We start from the raw sequence: 12873 nt of genomic DNA, 5'->3' as shown, positions 1-12873 counted from the left end.
TGTTGCAGCACTGAGAGGAGCTCATCATGGGATGGCTGATTTTCCTGATTATTGCGGTTGCCGTGGTGGCCGGTGTCTTCTGGGCAAGGAGATATTTCCGCCACGAGATTGACCGGGCAAAGCGGATCAACAGGGCCAACAAGAACCTGTAGCGCACCGGCCGCCCGCACATTTGCCGGCGGACCTGCAACAGACTTTTCGGTATACCTAAATTAACGGTATCCTCGTCATATCACCGCCCCCCGACGACGAGGACCACTCATGGCTGTTTCGACGATGCCGGCCCGCCCGGCCACCTCCAAGGCATGGTCCCGGCTCCTGTTGCTCGGGCCGGCCTTTGTGGCGGCCATTGCCTATGTGGACCCGGGCAACGTTGCCGCCAACCTGACGGCCGGAGCCAGCTTCGGCTATCTGCTCGTCTGGGTCCTGGTTGCTGCCAACGCCATGGCTGTGCTGGTGCAGTACCAGTCGGCGAAGCTGGGGCTTGCCACCGGTATGAGCCTCCCGGAGATCCTCGGCAAACGCCTGGGCTCCCGCGGCCGCCGCGCTTACTGGGCGCAGGCCGAACTCGTGGCCGGGGCCACGGACATGGCCGAGGTCATCGGCGGAGCCGTAGCGCTCAACCTCCTGTTCGGGCTGCCATTGCTGACCGGCGGCGTCATCATTGGCGTGGCATCAATGCTGTTGCTAACCCTGCAGTCCCACCGCAGCCAGAAGTCGTTCGAACTGGCCATCCTGACCCTGCTGGGGGTCATCGCGGTCGGGTTCGTCTCCGGATTGTTCGTCAGCCCCCCTGACGGCGGCAGCGCCCTGGCAGGCCTCGTGCCGCGGTTCGAGGGAACGGACACCGTCCTGCTGGCCGCCAGCATGCTCGGCGCCACCGTCATGCCGCACGCGATCTACCTGCATTCAGCCCTGGCCCGTGACCGGCACGGCTTTGCGGAGGACCCCGCCGTCAGGACACGCCTGATCCGGGCCACCCGCTTTGATGTCGCCGGAGCCCTGCTGCTCGCTGGCGTCGTCAATATCGCCATGCTGCTGCTGGCCGCCTCAAGCCTCCGCGGCGTCGAAGGCACCGACACCATCGCCGGGGCACACGCAGCCGTCACGTCGGCACTCGGTCCCGTCATCGGCGTCGTATTTGCCATTGGCCTGCTGGCCTCCGGGCTGGCCTCAACCTCTGTGGGATGCTACGCCGGCGCCACCATCATGGGTGGACTCCTGAAGCTGCGGGTGCCGCTGCTGACCCGCCGTCTCGTCACCCTGATCCCGGCGCTGCTGGTGCTCGGGGCCGGCGTCGAACCTACCCTGGCGCTGGTCCTCAGCCAGGTCCTCCTCAGCTTCGGCATCCCGTTCGCGCTGGTGCCCCTCATCCGGCTGACCGGTGACCGCAAGATCATGGGAATCCACGTGGACTCCAGGCCCCTGCGCGTTGCAGGATGGACCAGCGCCACGCTGATCGTCGGCCTGAACTGCGTCCTGATCTTCCTTACCGTGCTCGGGCATTCCTGACCCGCGGCCCTGACCCGCGGACGCAGGGCTACTCCGCGGCCGGGCTCCTGAAGCGGGCTCGGGCATTCCTGGCGCGGGACAGCGCCTGGTACCAGTAGAACGACCGCTTGGGCGTCCGGTCCAGGGTCTCAAAGTTCACGTGCACCAGGCCGAACCGCTGGGAATAGCCGGCAGCCCACTCGAAGTTGTCCATCAGGGTCCACACGTAGTAGCCCCGCAGGTCCACGCCCTCGGCCGCCCCGCCGGGTGCGGTGGAGTCCAGCGCAGCGCGAAGGTGCGAGGCCAGGTAGCCCACCCTGTCGTCATCCTCCAGCGTGCCGGAAACCCGGTCGGGCTCCGGGAAACTCGCCCCGCCTTCGGTGATGTACACGGGGGGAAGGGCGCTGCCGTACCGGTCCCGCATTTCGGCCAACAGCGTCCCAAGGTACTCCGGCGCCACCGGCCAGCCGAACCCGGTGCTGCCGTATTCGGGGTACCCCACTTCGTGGAAGGGCAGCCGGGCCAGCTCCTGGTGCGTATCCGCAGGTATCGGGGTGATGCCCGGACCCAGCGCGACCTTGACCGGAAAGTAGTAGTTCAGCCCGTAGAAGTCCAGCGGCTGGTGAATGGTGCGCAGGTCGGCGTCGGAGATCCTGCCCATGGACCGCAGCCATGGGCGTGCATACAGCGGCAGGGAGGGGTAGCGTCCCAGCAGCACCGGGTCGGCGTAGAGCCTGTTCATCAGCAGGTCGTATAGATGGGCGACCAGCCTGTCGCCGGGTTTCCGGGTGGCGGGCCGGATGGGGGCGTGCAGGTTGGTGATGCCGACGCCCCCGGTAACCCCGGCGGCGCGCAGCGCCTGGACACCGAGTCCGTGGGCAAGAAGCTGGTGGTGGATCGCCGGGAGGGCGTCGAACATGAGTTTCCGGCCCGGGGCGTGGACCCCCAGGGCATAGCCGTTCAGGGTGACGGAGACCGGCTCATTCAAGGTCACCCACTGCGCCACCCGGTCGCCGAAACGCCCGGCTGCCGCACGCGCGTAGTCGCCGAACCGCTCGGCCGTTTCCCGGTGCAGCCAGCCGCCCCGGTGCTCCAGCGGCAGCGGAGTGTCCCAGTGGTAGAGGGTGGCCATGGGGGAGATGCCCGCCTCGAGCAGCTGGTCTATCAGCCGGTCGTAGAAATCCAGGCCCTCGTTGTTGAGGCTGCCCTGGCCGTCAGGCTGGATCCGTGGCCACGACAGGGAGAACCGGTAGGAGTCAACGCCGAGCTCCTTGAGCAGGGCCACGTCCTCCGGCAACCGGTTATAGTGGTCGCAGGCGACGGCGGGGGAGTGGCCGCCAACAATCGCCCCCGGCTTTTCGGCGAAGGCGTCCCAACCTGACGGCCCGCGCCCGCCGGCTTTGACGGCCCCTTCTATCTGGAACGCCGCTGCCGCGACGCCCAGCGTGAACGACGGCGGCACGCGCCCGGCCAGTTCCGTCACCGATTCGGTGCTTTCCAGGGTCATCCCCCTATCATCCGGCGGGTTTGGGGCCGCGGCAATGGCCCCTGTGGAGCCGCTGCGGGCCCCGACCAGCGCCAATTCGCATCTGCCGGGGATTTCCGGCATACTAGATGAGTTGTTCAAGCGCTTCTTCGCGTCCCGATCCGGATAATGCCGGATGCAGGGTCCAAGTTGAAGACCAAACATAACCCACCCCAATGGATTTGCGGATTTGTATGCGTGTTGAACGCGACACGCCCGACCGCGGGGGTCGGTTGCGCCGGCAGGTTGAGGAACCCGGATTCATCCGGATTCAGCTTGTGCGGCGGATGGTGGTTACGACCTCAAATGCTTCGGCAGCCATACAACGAGAAAGTGAACAGGGCAGCCCTAAACCGGGGAAGCACAGACTGAAAGAGAGTCAGGCGACATGGCGGGACAAAAAATCCGCATCCGGCTGAAGTCATACGACCACGAGGTCATTGACGTTTCAGCACGGAAGATCGTTGAGACGGTCACGCGCGCAGGCGCAACGGTAGTGGGCCCCGTGCCGCTGCCGACGGAGAAGAACGTGTACTGCGTTATCCGCTCTCCGCACAAGTACAAGGACAGCCGCGAGCACTTCGAAATGCGCACGCACAAGCGTCTTATCGACATCATCGATCCCACGCCGAAGGCTGTGGACTCGCTCATGCGTCTCGACCTGCCGGCTGACGTGAACATCGAAATCAAGCTGTAGGGAGGTGCTGAGAAACTATGACCGCAACCCGTAACGTAAAGGGCCTGCTGGGCACGAAGCTCGGCATGACCCAGGTCTGGGACGAGAACAACAAGCTCATCCCCGTCACTGTGGTCCAGGCAGACTCGAACGTCATCACCCAGCTGCGCAACGCTGAGACCGATGGCTACGTCGCCGTTCAGATCGGCTACGGCCAGATCGATCCCCGCAAGGTCACCAAGCCGCTGGCTGGTCACTTTGAAAAGGCAGGCGTCACGCCTCGCCGCCACGTCGTCGAACTCCGTACCGCAGATGCTGCCGAGTACGAGCTGGGCCAGGAACTCTCCGTGGAGCTGTTCGAAGCCGGCCAGAAGATCGACGTCATCGGCACCACCAAGGGTAAGGGCTTCGCCGGTGTTATGAAGCGTCACGGCTTCTCCGGTGTCGGCGCTTCCCACGGTGCCCACAAGAACCACCGTAAGCCCGGTTCAATCGGTGGCGCATCCACCCCGAGCCGCGTCTTCAAGGGCATGAGAATGGCCGGCCGCATGGGCGCCGTTCGTCACACCACGCTGAACCTCACCGTTCACGCGGTTGACGTCGAGAAGTCGCTGCTCCTGATCAAGGGTGCCGTTCCCGGTGCCCGCGGCCAGGTCGTCTTCGTACGTACCGCCGTGAAGGGAGCCTAGTTCAATGGCTAACACTGTCCAGGTTGACCTGCCTGCAGAGATCTTCGACGTCCAGACCAACGTGCCGCTGCTGCACCAGGTTGTCGTTGCCCAGCTCGCTGCTGCACGCCAGGGTACCCACAAGACCAAGACCCGCGCTGAAGTTTCCGGTGCAGGACGCAAGCCGTTCAAGCAGAAGGGCACCGGCCGCGCCCGCCAGGGTTCGATCCGCGCTCCGCACATGACCGGCGGTGGCATCGTCCACGGTCCCACCCCGCGTGACTACAGCCAGCGCACCCCCAAGAAGATGATTGCTGCTGCACTGCGCGGCGCACTGTCCGACCGGGCACGCAACGGCCGCATCCACGTTGTCTCCGAGCTGGTGGCAGGCGAGAAGCCGTCGGCCAAGACTGCTCTGGCAACGCTCAAGGGTGTTTCCGAGCGCAAGAACCTGCTGGTCGTCATCGAGCGCGACAACGACGTGGCTGCACTGTCCGTGCGCAACCTCGCCGGCGTTCACGTTCTGTACGCAGACCAGCTGAACACCTACGACGTTCTCGTCTCTGATGACGTTGTCTTCACCAAGGCTGCCTACGACGCATTCGTAGCCGCTAAGGCAGCTAAGAACGAGGAGGATGCCAAGTGAGCGCAGCCACCATCAAGGATCCCCGCGACGTCGTGCTTGCACCCGTCGTGTCGGAAAAGAGCTACGGCCTGATCGACGAGGGCAAGTACACCTTCCTGGTGGACCCCCGTTCGAACAAGACCGAGATCAAGCTGGCCGTGGAGAAGATCTTCTCCGTCAAGGTCGAATCGATCAACACCATCAACCGTGCCGGTAAGCGCAAGCGCACCAAATTCGGATGGGGTACCCGCAAGAACACCAAGCGTGCGATTGTCACCCTCAAAGAAGGCACCATCGACATCTTCGGCGGTCCGCTCGCGTAGCGGAGACCACTTTAACGAGGAAATAAATTATGGGAATCCGTAAATACAAGCCGACTACCCCGGGCCGCCGCGGCTCGAGCGTAGCGGACTTTATCGAAATCACGCGGTCGACGCCGGAAAAGTCGTTGGTACGTCCGCTGCCCAAGAAGGGCGGCCGTAACAACACCGGTAAGATCACCACCCGCCACAAGGGTGGTGGGCACAAGCGCCAGTACCGTCTGATCGACTTCCGTCGCCACGACAAGGACGGCGTCAACGCCCGCGTTGCCGAAATCGAGTACGATCCGAACCGCACGGCTCGCATCGCCCTCCTGCACTACGTTGATGGCACCAAGCGTTACATCATTGCCCCCAACAAGCTCTCCCAGGGTGACGTTGTCGAGGCAGGTGCCGGTGCTGACATCAAGCCCGGTAACAACCTGCCCCTGCTCAACATCCCGGTGGGTACCGTTGTCCACGCAGTGGAACTGCGTCCGGGCGGCGGCGCCAAGATGGGCCGCTCCGCCGGTGCATCCATCCAGCTTGTTGCCAAGGAAGGCCGCTTCGCCCAGCTGCGCCTGCCCTCCGGTGAAATCCGCAACGTTGACGTGCGCTGCCGCGCAACCGTCGGCGAGGTGGGCAACGCCGAGCAGTCGAACATCAACTGGGGCAAGGCCGGCCGTATGCGGTGGAAGGGCGTCCGCCCGACCGTCCGTGGTGTCGCCATGAACCCGGTTGACCACCCGCACGGTGGTGGTGAGGGTAAGACCTCCGGTGGTCGTAACCCCGTGAACCCCAACGGTAAGCGCGAAGGCCGCACCCGCCGCCCCAACAAAGAGAGCGACAAGCTTATTGTTCGTCGCCGTCGTACTGGCAAGAACAAGCGATAGGAGCCTGGACACATGCCACGCAGCCTGAAAAAAGGTCCTTTCGTTGACCAGCACCTCTTTGTGAAGGTCGCCAGGGAAAACGAAAAGGGCACCAAGAACGTCATCAAGACCTGGTCCCGCCGTTCGATGATCATCCCCGACATGCTCGGACACACGATCGCCGTACACGACGGACGCAAGCACATCCCGGTGTTTGTCACTGAGTCGATGGTCGGGCACAAGCTCGGCGAATTCGCTCCCACGCGGACATTCCGCGGCCATGTCAAGGACGACCGTAAGGGCAAGCGCCGCTAGGCGCCTGCGTTTACGTCAAAGACGAGAGAAGGAAAGCAATGGAAGCCAAGGCAATTGCGCGCCACATCCGCGTAACGCCTATGAAGGCCCGGCGCGTCGTCAACCTTGTTCGTGGATTGCAAGCGAATGAGGCTCTGGCAATTCTGAAGTTTGCCCCGCAGGCAGCTTCGGAGCCGGTATTCAAGGTAGTTCAGTCGGCAATCTCCAACGCCCGGGTCCTCGCGGACCGCGACGGCGTGGCGTTTGACGAAGGTGACCTCATCATCAGCGAAGCGTTTGTTGATGAAGGCCCGACCATGAAGCGGTTCCAGCCGCGTGCCCAGGGTCGTGCATTTCAGATCAAGAAGCGCACCAGCCACATCACCGTGGTAGTCGCTACCCCGGAGAAAGAGGAGGCTCGCTAAGTGGGACAGAAAGTAAACCCGCACGGGTTCCGACTCGGCATCACCACCGATCACGTATCGCACTGGTTCGCTGACAGCACCAAGGCCGGCCAGCGGTACAAGGACTTCGTCCGCGAAGACATCCGCATCCGCCAGCTCATGTCCACGGGCATGGAGCGCGCCGGCATCGCCAAGGTCGAGATCGAGCGCACCCGCGACCGCGTCCGCGTGGACATCCACACGGCCCGTCCCGGCATCGTCATCGGCCGCCGTGGAGCTGAAGCAGACCGCATCCGCGGCGAGCTCGAAAAGCTCACGGGCAAGCAGGTCCAGCTGAACATCCTCGAGGTCAAGAACCCCGAGATGGAAGCCCAGCTCGTGGCCCAGGGCGTTGCAGAGCAGCTGACTTCCCGTGTGGCGTTCCGCCGTGCGATGAAGAAGGCCATGCAGTCCGCACAGCGTGCCGGTGCCAAGGGCATCCGTATCGCCTGCTCGGGCCGCCTCGGTGGCGCTGAAATGTCCCGCTCGGAGTTCTACCGCGAAGGCCGTGTGCCCCTGCACACCCTGCGTGCGAACATCGACTACGGCTTCTACGAAGCCAAGACCACCTTCGGCCGCATCGGTGTGAAGGTCTGGATCTACAAGGGTGACGTCACCGCCAAGGAGCTGGCCGCACAGGCTGCTTCCGCACCGTCCCGCGGTGGCCGTGGTGAGCGTCCGGGCCGCCCGGGTGGCGCTGACCGTGGTGACCGCCGCCGTCGCAACGACCGCCCGGCCGCTGACGCAGCTCCTGCTGCCGAAGCACCGGCAGTTGAAGCAGCACCTGCTGCTGCAGAAGGAGGACAGGCTTAAATGCTTATCCCACGTCGAGTAAAGCACCGTAAGCAGCACCACCCGGGTCGTTCCGGCGCTGCTACGGGCGGCACCCAGGTCTCCTTCGGTGAGTACGGCATCCAGGCCCTGAGCCCGGCATACGTCACCAACCGTCAGATCGAGTCCGCTCGTATCGCGATGACCCGCCACATCAAGCGTGGCGGTAAGGTCTGGATCAACATCTACCCGGACCGTCCGCTGACCAAGAAGCCGGCCGAAACCCGCATGGGTTCCGGTAAGGGTTCACCGGAATGGTGGGTCGCCAACGTCAAGCCGGGACGGGTTCTCTTCGAACTCTCCGGTGTCAATGAAGAGGTAGCTCGCGAGGCCCTGCGCCTGGCAATCCACAAGCTGCCGTTGAAGGCACGCATTGTGCGTCGCGAGGGTGGTGAATAGAAATGGCAGTAGGATCCAAGGATCTGGCTCCCGCACAGCTGGACGGTTTCGACAACGAGCGTCTCGTTGAAGAACTCCGCAAGGCCAAGGAAGAGCTGTTCAACCTGCGTTTCCAGTCCGCCACCGGCCAGTTGGAGAACCACGGTCGCCTGCGCGCGGTAAAGAAGGACATCGCCCGCATCTACACCGTTCTCCGCGAACGCGAGCTGGGCATTCGTGCCGAGGTTGCCGCACCGGTTGTGGAAGCCAAGGAAGAGAAGAAGTCCAAGAAGGCTTCAACCAAGAAGGCCGACAAGGCTGAAAAGGCTGAGACCGAGGAGGACGCCAAGTGAGTGAAAAGGACCAGAACGTGACCGAATCTGCTACCGAAGCCAAGGCTGGGCAGCGCGGTTACCGCAAGACCCGTCGCGGCTACGTGGTCTCCGACAAGATGGAAAAGACCATCGTTGTCGAGGTTGAAGACCGCGTGAAGCACGCACTGTACGGCAAGGTCATCCGCCGCACCTCCAAGGTCAAGGCACACGACGAAGAGAACACCGCCGGCATCGGCGACCTCGTTGTCATCGCCGAGACCCGTCCGCTGTCCGCCACCAAGAACTGGCGGCTCGTGGAAATCCTCGAGAAGGCCAAGTAGCACCTGCTGCTTCGCTTGTGGCCCCTGCTCCCTTCCGGGAGCGGGGGCTTCCTCGTTTAACACGCCCCGTCACCCTGGGCAGGCTTTCCCCGGGTTCGACGACGGCATTCCGCGGTTTCGCGGGGGAGCGGCACCTTTGGTGGGCCGAAAGGCTGCCCCGCGTGGCGCCGTCGTCCGCCCCGCCCTGACGCCCGCTCATGTTTGACGGCTTTTCCCGGGACGCCCGCTCACTGTCTTCAAAGGAGTGAGCGGGGGTTTCGCTGGGACGTGCCAAAGGTGAGCGGGCGTTCGACGGCGGGCCCAGGCCTGCCGGGGGAGCGGCACCCGGGGTGGGGCGAAAGGCTGCCGCGCTTGACGCCGTCGTACGCCTTGCGGAGCGGGGGAGGGCGGTGATATGGGGGCCAGCGGAAGACGTGCTAGGATATTGAGTTTGTATGGCGCCTTTTGCGCGCCGTCATCAACCTCGTAAACAAGCGTGCCACAGCATAGTGCTTCCTTGCGCCTGGGATCCGTCCCGGACCGGATGGGGGCAACTGCTTCTGGCACGGGCGTTTAGGCCTGGTCTGGCAAAATCCAGGCAGGTCAAGAGACACCCCGATCAACCGTTCCGCAAGGCTCATTCCGTAGCAAGACCACGGCCTGAGAACCGGCGCGACGCAAGGAGTAAATAGTGATTCAGCAGGAGTCGCGACTGAAGGTCGCCGACAACACGGGTGCTAAGGAAATCCTTACCATTCGCGTTCTCGGTGGATCCGGCCGTCGCTACGCAGGCATCGGTGACGTCATTGTCGCCACCGTCAAGGATGCAATCCCGGGCGGCAACGTAAAGAAGGGCGATGTCGTCAAGGCTGTCATCGTCCGTACCAAGAAGGAACGCCGCCGTGCGGATGGTTCCTACATCAAGTTTGACGAGAACGCAGCTGTGATCCTGAAGAACGACGGTGACCCCCGCGGTACCCGTATCTTCGGACCGGTTGGTCGTGAACTGCGTGACAAGAAGTTCATGAAGATCGTTTCTCTGGCTCCGGAGGTGCTCTAGTCCATGGCTAAGATCAAGAAGGGTGACCTGGTTCAGGTCATCACTGGCGCCAAGGCTGAGCGCGGCGGCGACCGCGGCAAGCAGGGCAAGGTTCTGCGCGTGTTCCCCGACACCAACCGCGTGCTGGTTGAAGGCATCAACCGCGTCACCAAGCACACCCGGGTTGGACAGTCGCAGCGCGGCACCAAGACCGGTGGCATCGAGGTCGTAGAGGCCCCGATCCACGTTTCCAATGTGGCCCTGGTTGACCCGTCGACCAAGAAGCCGACCCGTGTGGGCTTCCGCCTCGACACTGTGGAGAAGAACGGCGTCAAGAAGACCGTCCGTATCCGCGTGTCCAAGAGCACCGGGAAGGACATCTAATGACTGAGACCATTGAGACCCCGGCAACGAAGATCGTTCCTCGTCTGAAGACCAAGTACGCCGAGTCCATCAAGGCTGCGCTGCAGGATGAATTCAAGTACGAGAACGTGAACCAGGTACCCCGCCTGGTGAAGGTTGTTGTGAACATGGGTGTTGGAGACGCCGCCAAGGACTCCAAGCTGATCGACGGCGCTGTCCGCGACCTCACCCAGATCACCGGCCAGAAGCCGCAGGTTACCAAGGCCCGCAAGTCGATCGCACAGTTCAAGCTGCGCGAAGGCATGCCCATCGGTGCGCACGCAACCCTGCGTGGCGACCGCATGTGGGAATTCGTCGACCGCCTGGTCACCCTGGCACTGCCCCGTATCCGCGACTTCCGCGGCCTGAGCGGCAAGCAGTTCGATGGCAACGGCAACTACACCTTCGGTCTGACCGAACAGGTTATGTTCCACGAAATCGACCAGGACAAGATCGACCGCGTCCGCGGTATGGACATCACGGTCGTGACCACCGCCAAGACCGACGACGAAGGCCGCGCGCTGCTCAAGGCGCTTGGTTTCCCGTTCAAGACCGAAGCTTAATTACTACGTAAAAGGTCCGGCCGCTTCGCTCCCCGTGGGCAACGGCGGAAACCGTTACGAGGAAGGGCAAGAGCCCACCATGACAATGACAGATCCTGTCGCAGACATGCTTACGCGCCTGCGTAACGCAAACTCGGCATACCACGACTCCGTGACTATGCCTTACAGCAAGCTCAAGGCACGCGTTGCCGACATCCTCAAGGCCGAAGGTTTCATCGCCGGCTGGAAGGAAGAAGACGCGGAGGTTGGCAAGAAGCTGACCCTCGAGCTGAAGTTCGGTCCGAACCGCGAGCGTTCCATCGCTGGTGTTCGCCGCATTTCCAAGCCGGGTCTCCGCGTTTACGCGAAGTCCACCAACCTGCCGCACGTGCTCGGTGGCCTGGGTATCGCAATCCTGTCCACCTCTTCCGGCCTCCTGACTGACAAGCAGGCCGGCAAGAAGGGCGTGGGCGGCGAAGTCCTCGCGTACGTCTGGTAACGGGAAAGGAAGAGAATAATGTCACGTATTGGACGTCTCCCCATCACCGTTCCTGCCGGCGTTGAGGTCAAGGTTGACGGCTCTGTCGTCAGCGTCAAGGGTTCCAAGGGAGAGCTGACCCACACTGTGGCCAGCCCGATCGAGGTTGCCCTCGAGGAGAACACCCTGACCGTAACCCGCCCGAACGACGAGCGCGCCTCCCGTTCGCTGCACGGCCTGACCCGCACCCTGATCGCCAACATGATCCAGGGCGTCACCGCAGGCTACGAGAAGAAGCTTGAAATCGTTGGTACCGGTTACCGCGTTCAGGCCAAGGGCTCCGACCTGGAGTTCGCCCTCGGCTACAGCCACCCGGTCAACGTTTCGGCTCCTGCCGGGATCACCTTTGCAGTAGAGGGTCCGACCAAGCTCTCTGTCTCAGGCATCAACAAGCAGCAGGTCGGCGAAGTTGCTGCAAACATTCGCAAGCTGCGCAAGCCTGACCCCTACAAGGGCAAGGGCATCCGTTACGCCGGCGAAGTCATCCGCCGCAAGGTCGGAAAGGCTGGTAAGTAACCATGGCCATCGCCATTAACAAGAAGCGTACGAACAAGAGCAAGGCAGCTGCCCGCAGCCGCCGCCAGCTTCGTATCCGCAAGCGCATTGCCGGTACGGCTGCCCGCCCCCGCTTGGTGGTCAACCGCTCCGCACGCCACGTATTTGTCCAGGTTGTCGACGACAGCATTGGCCAGACCGTAGCAAGCGCGTCCACTCTGGAAGCCGACCTCCGTGCATTCGACGGTGACAAGACCGCCAAGGCCAAGCGCGTTGGCGAGCTCGTCGCCGAACGGGCCAAGGCTGCCGGCATCGAGGCTGTCGTCTTCGACCGTGGTGGCAACAAGTACCACGGCCGCATCGCAGCCGTCGCCGACGGCGCACGCGAAGGTGGGCTGTCACTGTGACCGAAGCAAACAAGGAAAAGGACACTGTGTCTGCAGATCAGAAGGCTCCCGAGGCCGCAGCTGCTGAGACCACTGCCCCCGCTGCCGAGGACCGCCGTGGTGGCGCCCGTCGCGGCGAGCGTGGCGACCGCGGCCAGGGCCGCGGCGACCGCGGTGGCCGTGGCGGCCGCGACGGTGGCCGTGAAGCCGAAAAGAACCAGTTCGTAGAGCGCGTTGTCACCATCAACCGCGTTTCCAAGGTCGTCAAGGGTGGTCGTCGCTTCAGCTTCACCGCACTGGTCGTCGTTGGTGACGGTAACGGCATGGTCGGCGTCGGCTACGGCAAGGCCAAGGAAGTTCCCGCTGCTATCGCCAAGGGCGTTGAAGAGGCCAAGAAGTCCTTCTTCCGCGTTCCCCGCGTTGGCAACACCATCCCGCACCGCGTCCAGGGCGAGGCCGCTGCAGGCGTCGTCATGCTGCGTCCGGCTTCCGCCGGTACCGGTGTTATCGCCGGCGGTCCGGTCCGTGCAGTACTGGAGTGCGTGGGCATCCACGACATCCTCTCCAAGTCGCTGGGTTCCTCCAACGCCATCAACATCGTTCACGCGACCGTTGACGCCCTGAAGCGCCTCGAAGAGCCGGCATCCGTGGCAGCACGCCGCGGCCTGCCGCTGGACGAGGTTGCTCCCCAGGCACTGGTGAAGGCCCTCCTGGCCCCGAAGGCAGGTGTTTAGT

General features: G+C 63.4%; 21 protein-coding genes. 20 read left to right on the top strand and 1 reads right to left on the bottom strand.

What is annotated here, in order from left to right:
* Nucleotides 1–26 precede the first annotated feature (26 nt).
* Together ACYSM9_RS06145 and ACYSM9_RS06140 are read left to right on the top strand one after the other, a co-directional pair.
* Nucleotides 27–152 carry a hypothetical protein gene (locus ACYSM9_RS06145; RefSeq protein WP_461856103.1) on the top strand — a complete coding sequence of 42 codons (126 nt, stop codon included), beginning with the start codon at nucleotides 27–29 and terminating at the stop codon, nucleotides 150–152.
* A 109-nt stretch (nucleotides 153–261) separates the two neighbouring features.
* On the top strand, nucleotides 262–1512 hold the full coding sequence (locus ACYSM9_RS06140) for an Nramp family divalent metal transporter (RefSeq protein WP_461856102.1): 1251 nt from the start codon (nucleotides 262–264) through the stop codon (nucleotides 1510–1512).
* Nucleotides 1513–1540: 28 nt separating this feature from the next.
* On the opposite strand, the gene ACYSM9_RS06135 is transcribed toward ACYSM9_RS06140, so the two are convergent.
* Nucleotides 1541–2998: a GH1 family beta-glucosidase gene (locus ACYSM9_RS06135; protein ID WP_461856101.1), complete on the bottom strand. Its 1458-nt coding sequence runs from the start codon at nucleotides 2996–2998 to the stop codon at nucleotides 1541–1543.
* 406 nt (nucleotides 2999–3404) lie between these two features.
* On the opposite strand from ACYSM9_RS06135, the gene rpsJ reads away from it, so the two are divergent.
* From rpsJ to rpsE, 18 genes are all read left to right on the top strand, one after another.
* Nucleotides 3405–3713, top strand: coding sequence for a 30S ribosomal protein S10 (gene rpsJ / locus ACYSM9_RS06130; RefSeq protein WP_003803825.1), 309 nt, complete (start codon nucleotides 3405–3407; stop codon nucleotides 3711–3713).
* A gap of 17 nt (nucleotides 3714–3730) precedes the next feature.
* Complete coding sequence (rplC, locus tag ACYSM9_RS06125) at nucleotides 3731–4381, top strand: 50S ribosomal protein L3 (RefSeq protein ID WP_377214667.1); 651 nt, start codon at nucleotides 3731–3733, stop codon at nucleotides 4379–4381.
* Between the two features lie 4 nt (nucleotides 4382–4385).
* Nucleotides 4386–5006, top strand: coding sequence for a 50S ribosomal protein L4 (gene rplD, locus ACYSM9_RS06120; RefSeq protein ID WP_461856100.1), 621 nt, complete (start codon nucleotides 4386–4388; stop codon nucleotides 5004–5006).
* A complete protein-coding gene (rplW, locus tag ACYSM9_RS06115; protein WP_011692807.1) occupies nucleotides 5003–5308 on the top strand; it encodes a 50S ribosomal protein L23 in 306 nt (101 codons plus the stop codon). Before rplD ends, rplW begins: the two co-directional genes overlap by 4 nt.
* Nucleotides 5309–5337: 29 nt before the next feature.
* Nucleotides 5338–6177 (top strand): 50S ribosomal protein L2, encoded by an 840-nt coding sequence (rplB, locus tag ACYSM9_RS06110; protein ID WP_461856099.1) that lies wholly within the window; start codon nucleotides 5338–5340, stop codon nucleotides 6175–6177.
* Nucleotides 6178–6189: 12 nt separating this feature from the next.
* Nucleotides 6190–6471 carry a 30S ribosomal protein S19 gene (gene rpsS / locus ACYSM9_RS06105; RefSeq protein ID WP_003803803.1) on the top strand — a complete coding sequence of 94 codons (282 nt, stop codon included), beginning with the start codon at nucleotides 6190–6192 and terminating at the stop codon, nucleotides 6469–6471.
* Nucleotides 6472–6509: 38 nt separating this feature from the next.
* Entirely contained in the window at nucleotides 6510–6875 is a 366-nt protein-coding gene (rplV, locus tag ACYSM9_RS06100; protein WP_009358304.1) for a 50S ribosomal protein L22, read from the top strand.
* Nucleotides 6876–7706: a 30S ribosomal protein S3 gene (gene rpsC / locus ACYSM9_RS06095; protein ID WP_461856098.1), complete on the top strand. Its 831-nt coding sequence runs from the start codon at nucleotides 6876–6878 to the stop codon at nucleotides 7704–7706.
* Nucleotides 7707–8123: a 50S ribosomal protein L16 gene (gene rplP, locus ACYSM9_RS06090; protein ID WP_043454603.1), complete on the top strand. Its 417-nt coding sequence runs from the start codon at nucleotides 7707–7709 to the stop codon at nucleotides 8121–8123. It begins immediately after the preceding gene.
* 2 nt (nucleotides 8124–8125) lie between these two features.
* Entirely contained in the window at nucleotides 8126–8455 is a 330-nt protein-coding gene (gene rpmC / locus ACYSM9_RS06085; RefSeq protein ID WP_018769136.1) for a 50S ribosomal protein L29, read from the top strand.
* Nucleotides 8452–8757, top strand: coding sequence for a 30S ribosomal protein S17 (rpsQ, locus tag ACYSM9_RS06080; RefSeq protein WP_221386470.1), 306 nt, complete (start codon nucleotides 8452–8454; stop codon nucleotides 8755–8757). The genes rpmC and rpsQ overlap by 4 nt, the downstream gene beginning before the upstream one ends.
* 670 nt (nucleotides 8758–9427) lie before the next feature.
* Nucleotides 9428–9796 (top strand): 50S ribosomal protein L14, encoded by a 369-nt coding sequence (gene rplN, locus ACYSM9_RS06075; RefSeq protein WP_003803789.1) that lies wholly within the window; start codon nucleotides 9428–9430, stop codon nucleotides 9794–9796.
* 3 nt (nucleotides 9797–9799) lie between these two features.
* Nucleotides 9800–10159: a 50S ribosomal protein L24 gene (rplX, locus tag ACYSM9_RS06070; protein WP_454482561.1), complete on the top strand. Its 360-nt coding sequence runs from the start codon at nucleotides 9800–9802 to the stop codon at nucleotides 10157–10159.
* Complete coding sequence (gene rplE / locus ACYSM9_RS06065) at nucleotides 10159–10740, top strand: 50S ribosomal protein L5 (RefSeq protein ID WP_454482559.1); 582 nt, start codon at nucleotides 10159–10161, stop codon at nucleotides 10738–10740. Before rplX ends, rplE begins: the two co-directional genes overlap by 1 nt.
* A 79-nt stretch (nucleotides 10741–10819) precedes the next feature.
* Nucleotides 10820–11218 (top strand): 30S ribosomal protein S8, encoded by a 399-nt coding sequence (gene rpsH, locus ACYSM9_RS06060; protein WP_018760448.1) that lies wholly within the window; start codon nucleotides 10820–10822, stop codon nucleotides 11216–11218.
* A gap of 18 nt (nucleotides 11219–11236) precedes the next feature.
* Nucleotides 11237–11773, top strand: a complete 537-nt coding sequence (gene rplF / locus ACYSM9_RS06055) for a 50S ribosomal protein L6 (RefSeq protein ID WP_331324684.1) — start codon at nucleotides 11237–11239, stop codon at nucleotides 11771–11773.
* Nucleotides 11774–11775: 2 nt separating this feature from the next.
* Complete coding sequence (gene rplR / locus ACYSM9_RS06050; protein WP_461856097.1) at nucleotides 11776–12159, top strand: 50S ribosomal protein L18; 384 nt, start codon at nucleotides 11776–11778, stop codon at nucleotides 12157–12159.
* Complete coding sequence (rpsE, locus tag ACYSM9_RS06045; RefSeq protein ID WP_141942667.1) at nucleotides 12156–12872, top strand: 30S ribosomal protein S5; 717 nt, start codon at nucleotides 12156–12158, stop codon at nucleotides 12870–12872. Before rplR ends, rpsE begins: the two co-directional genes overlap by 4 nt.
* Nucleotide 12873 lies beyond the last annotated feature (1 nt).

Source organism: Arthrobacter sp. C152, assembly GCF_054890965.1.
Note: the sequence above shows the minus strand (reverse complement) of the source record. Positions and strands in the feature narration are given on the sequence as shown.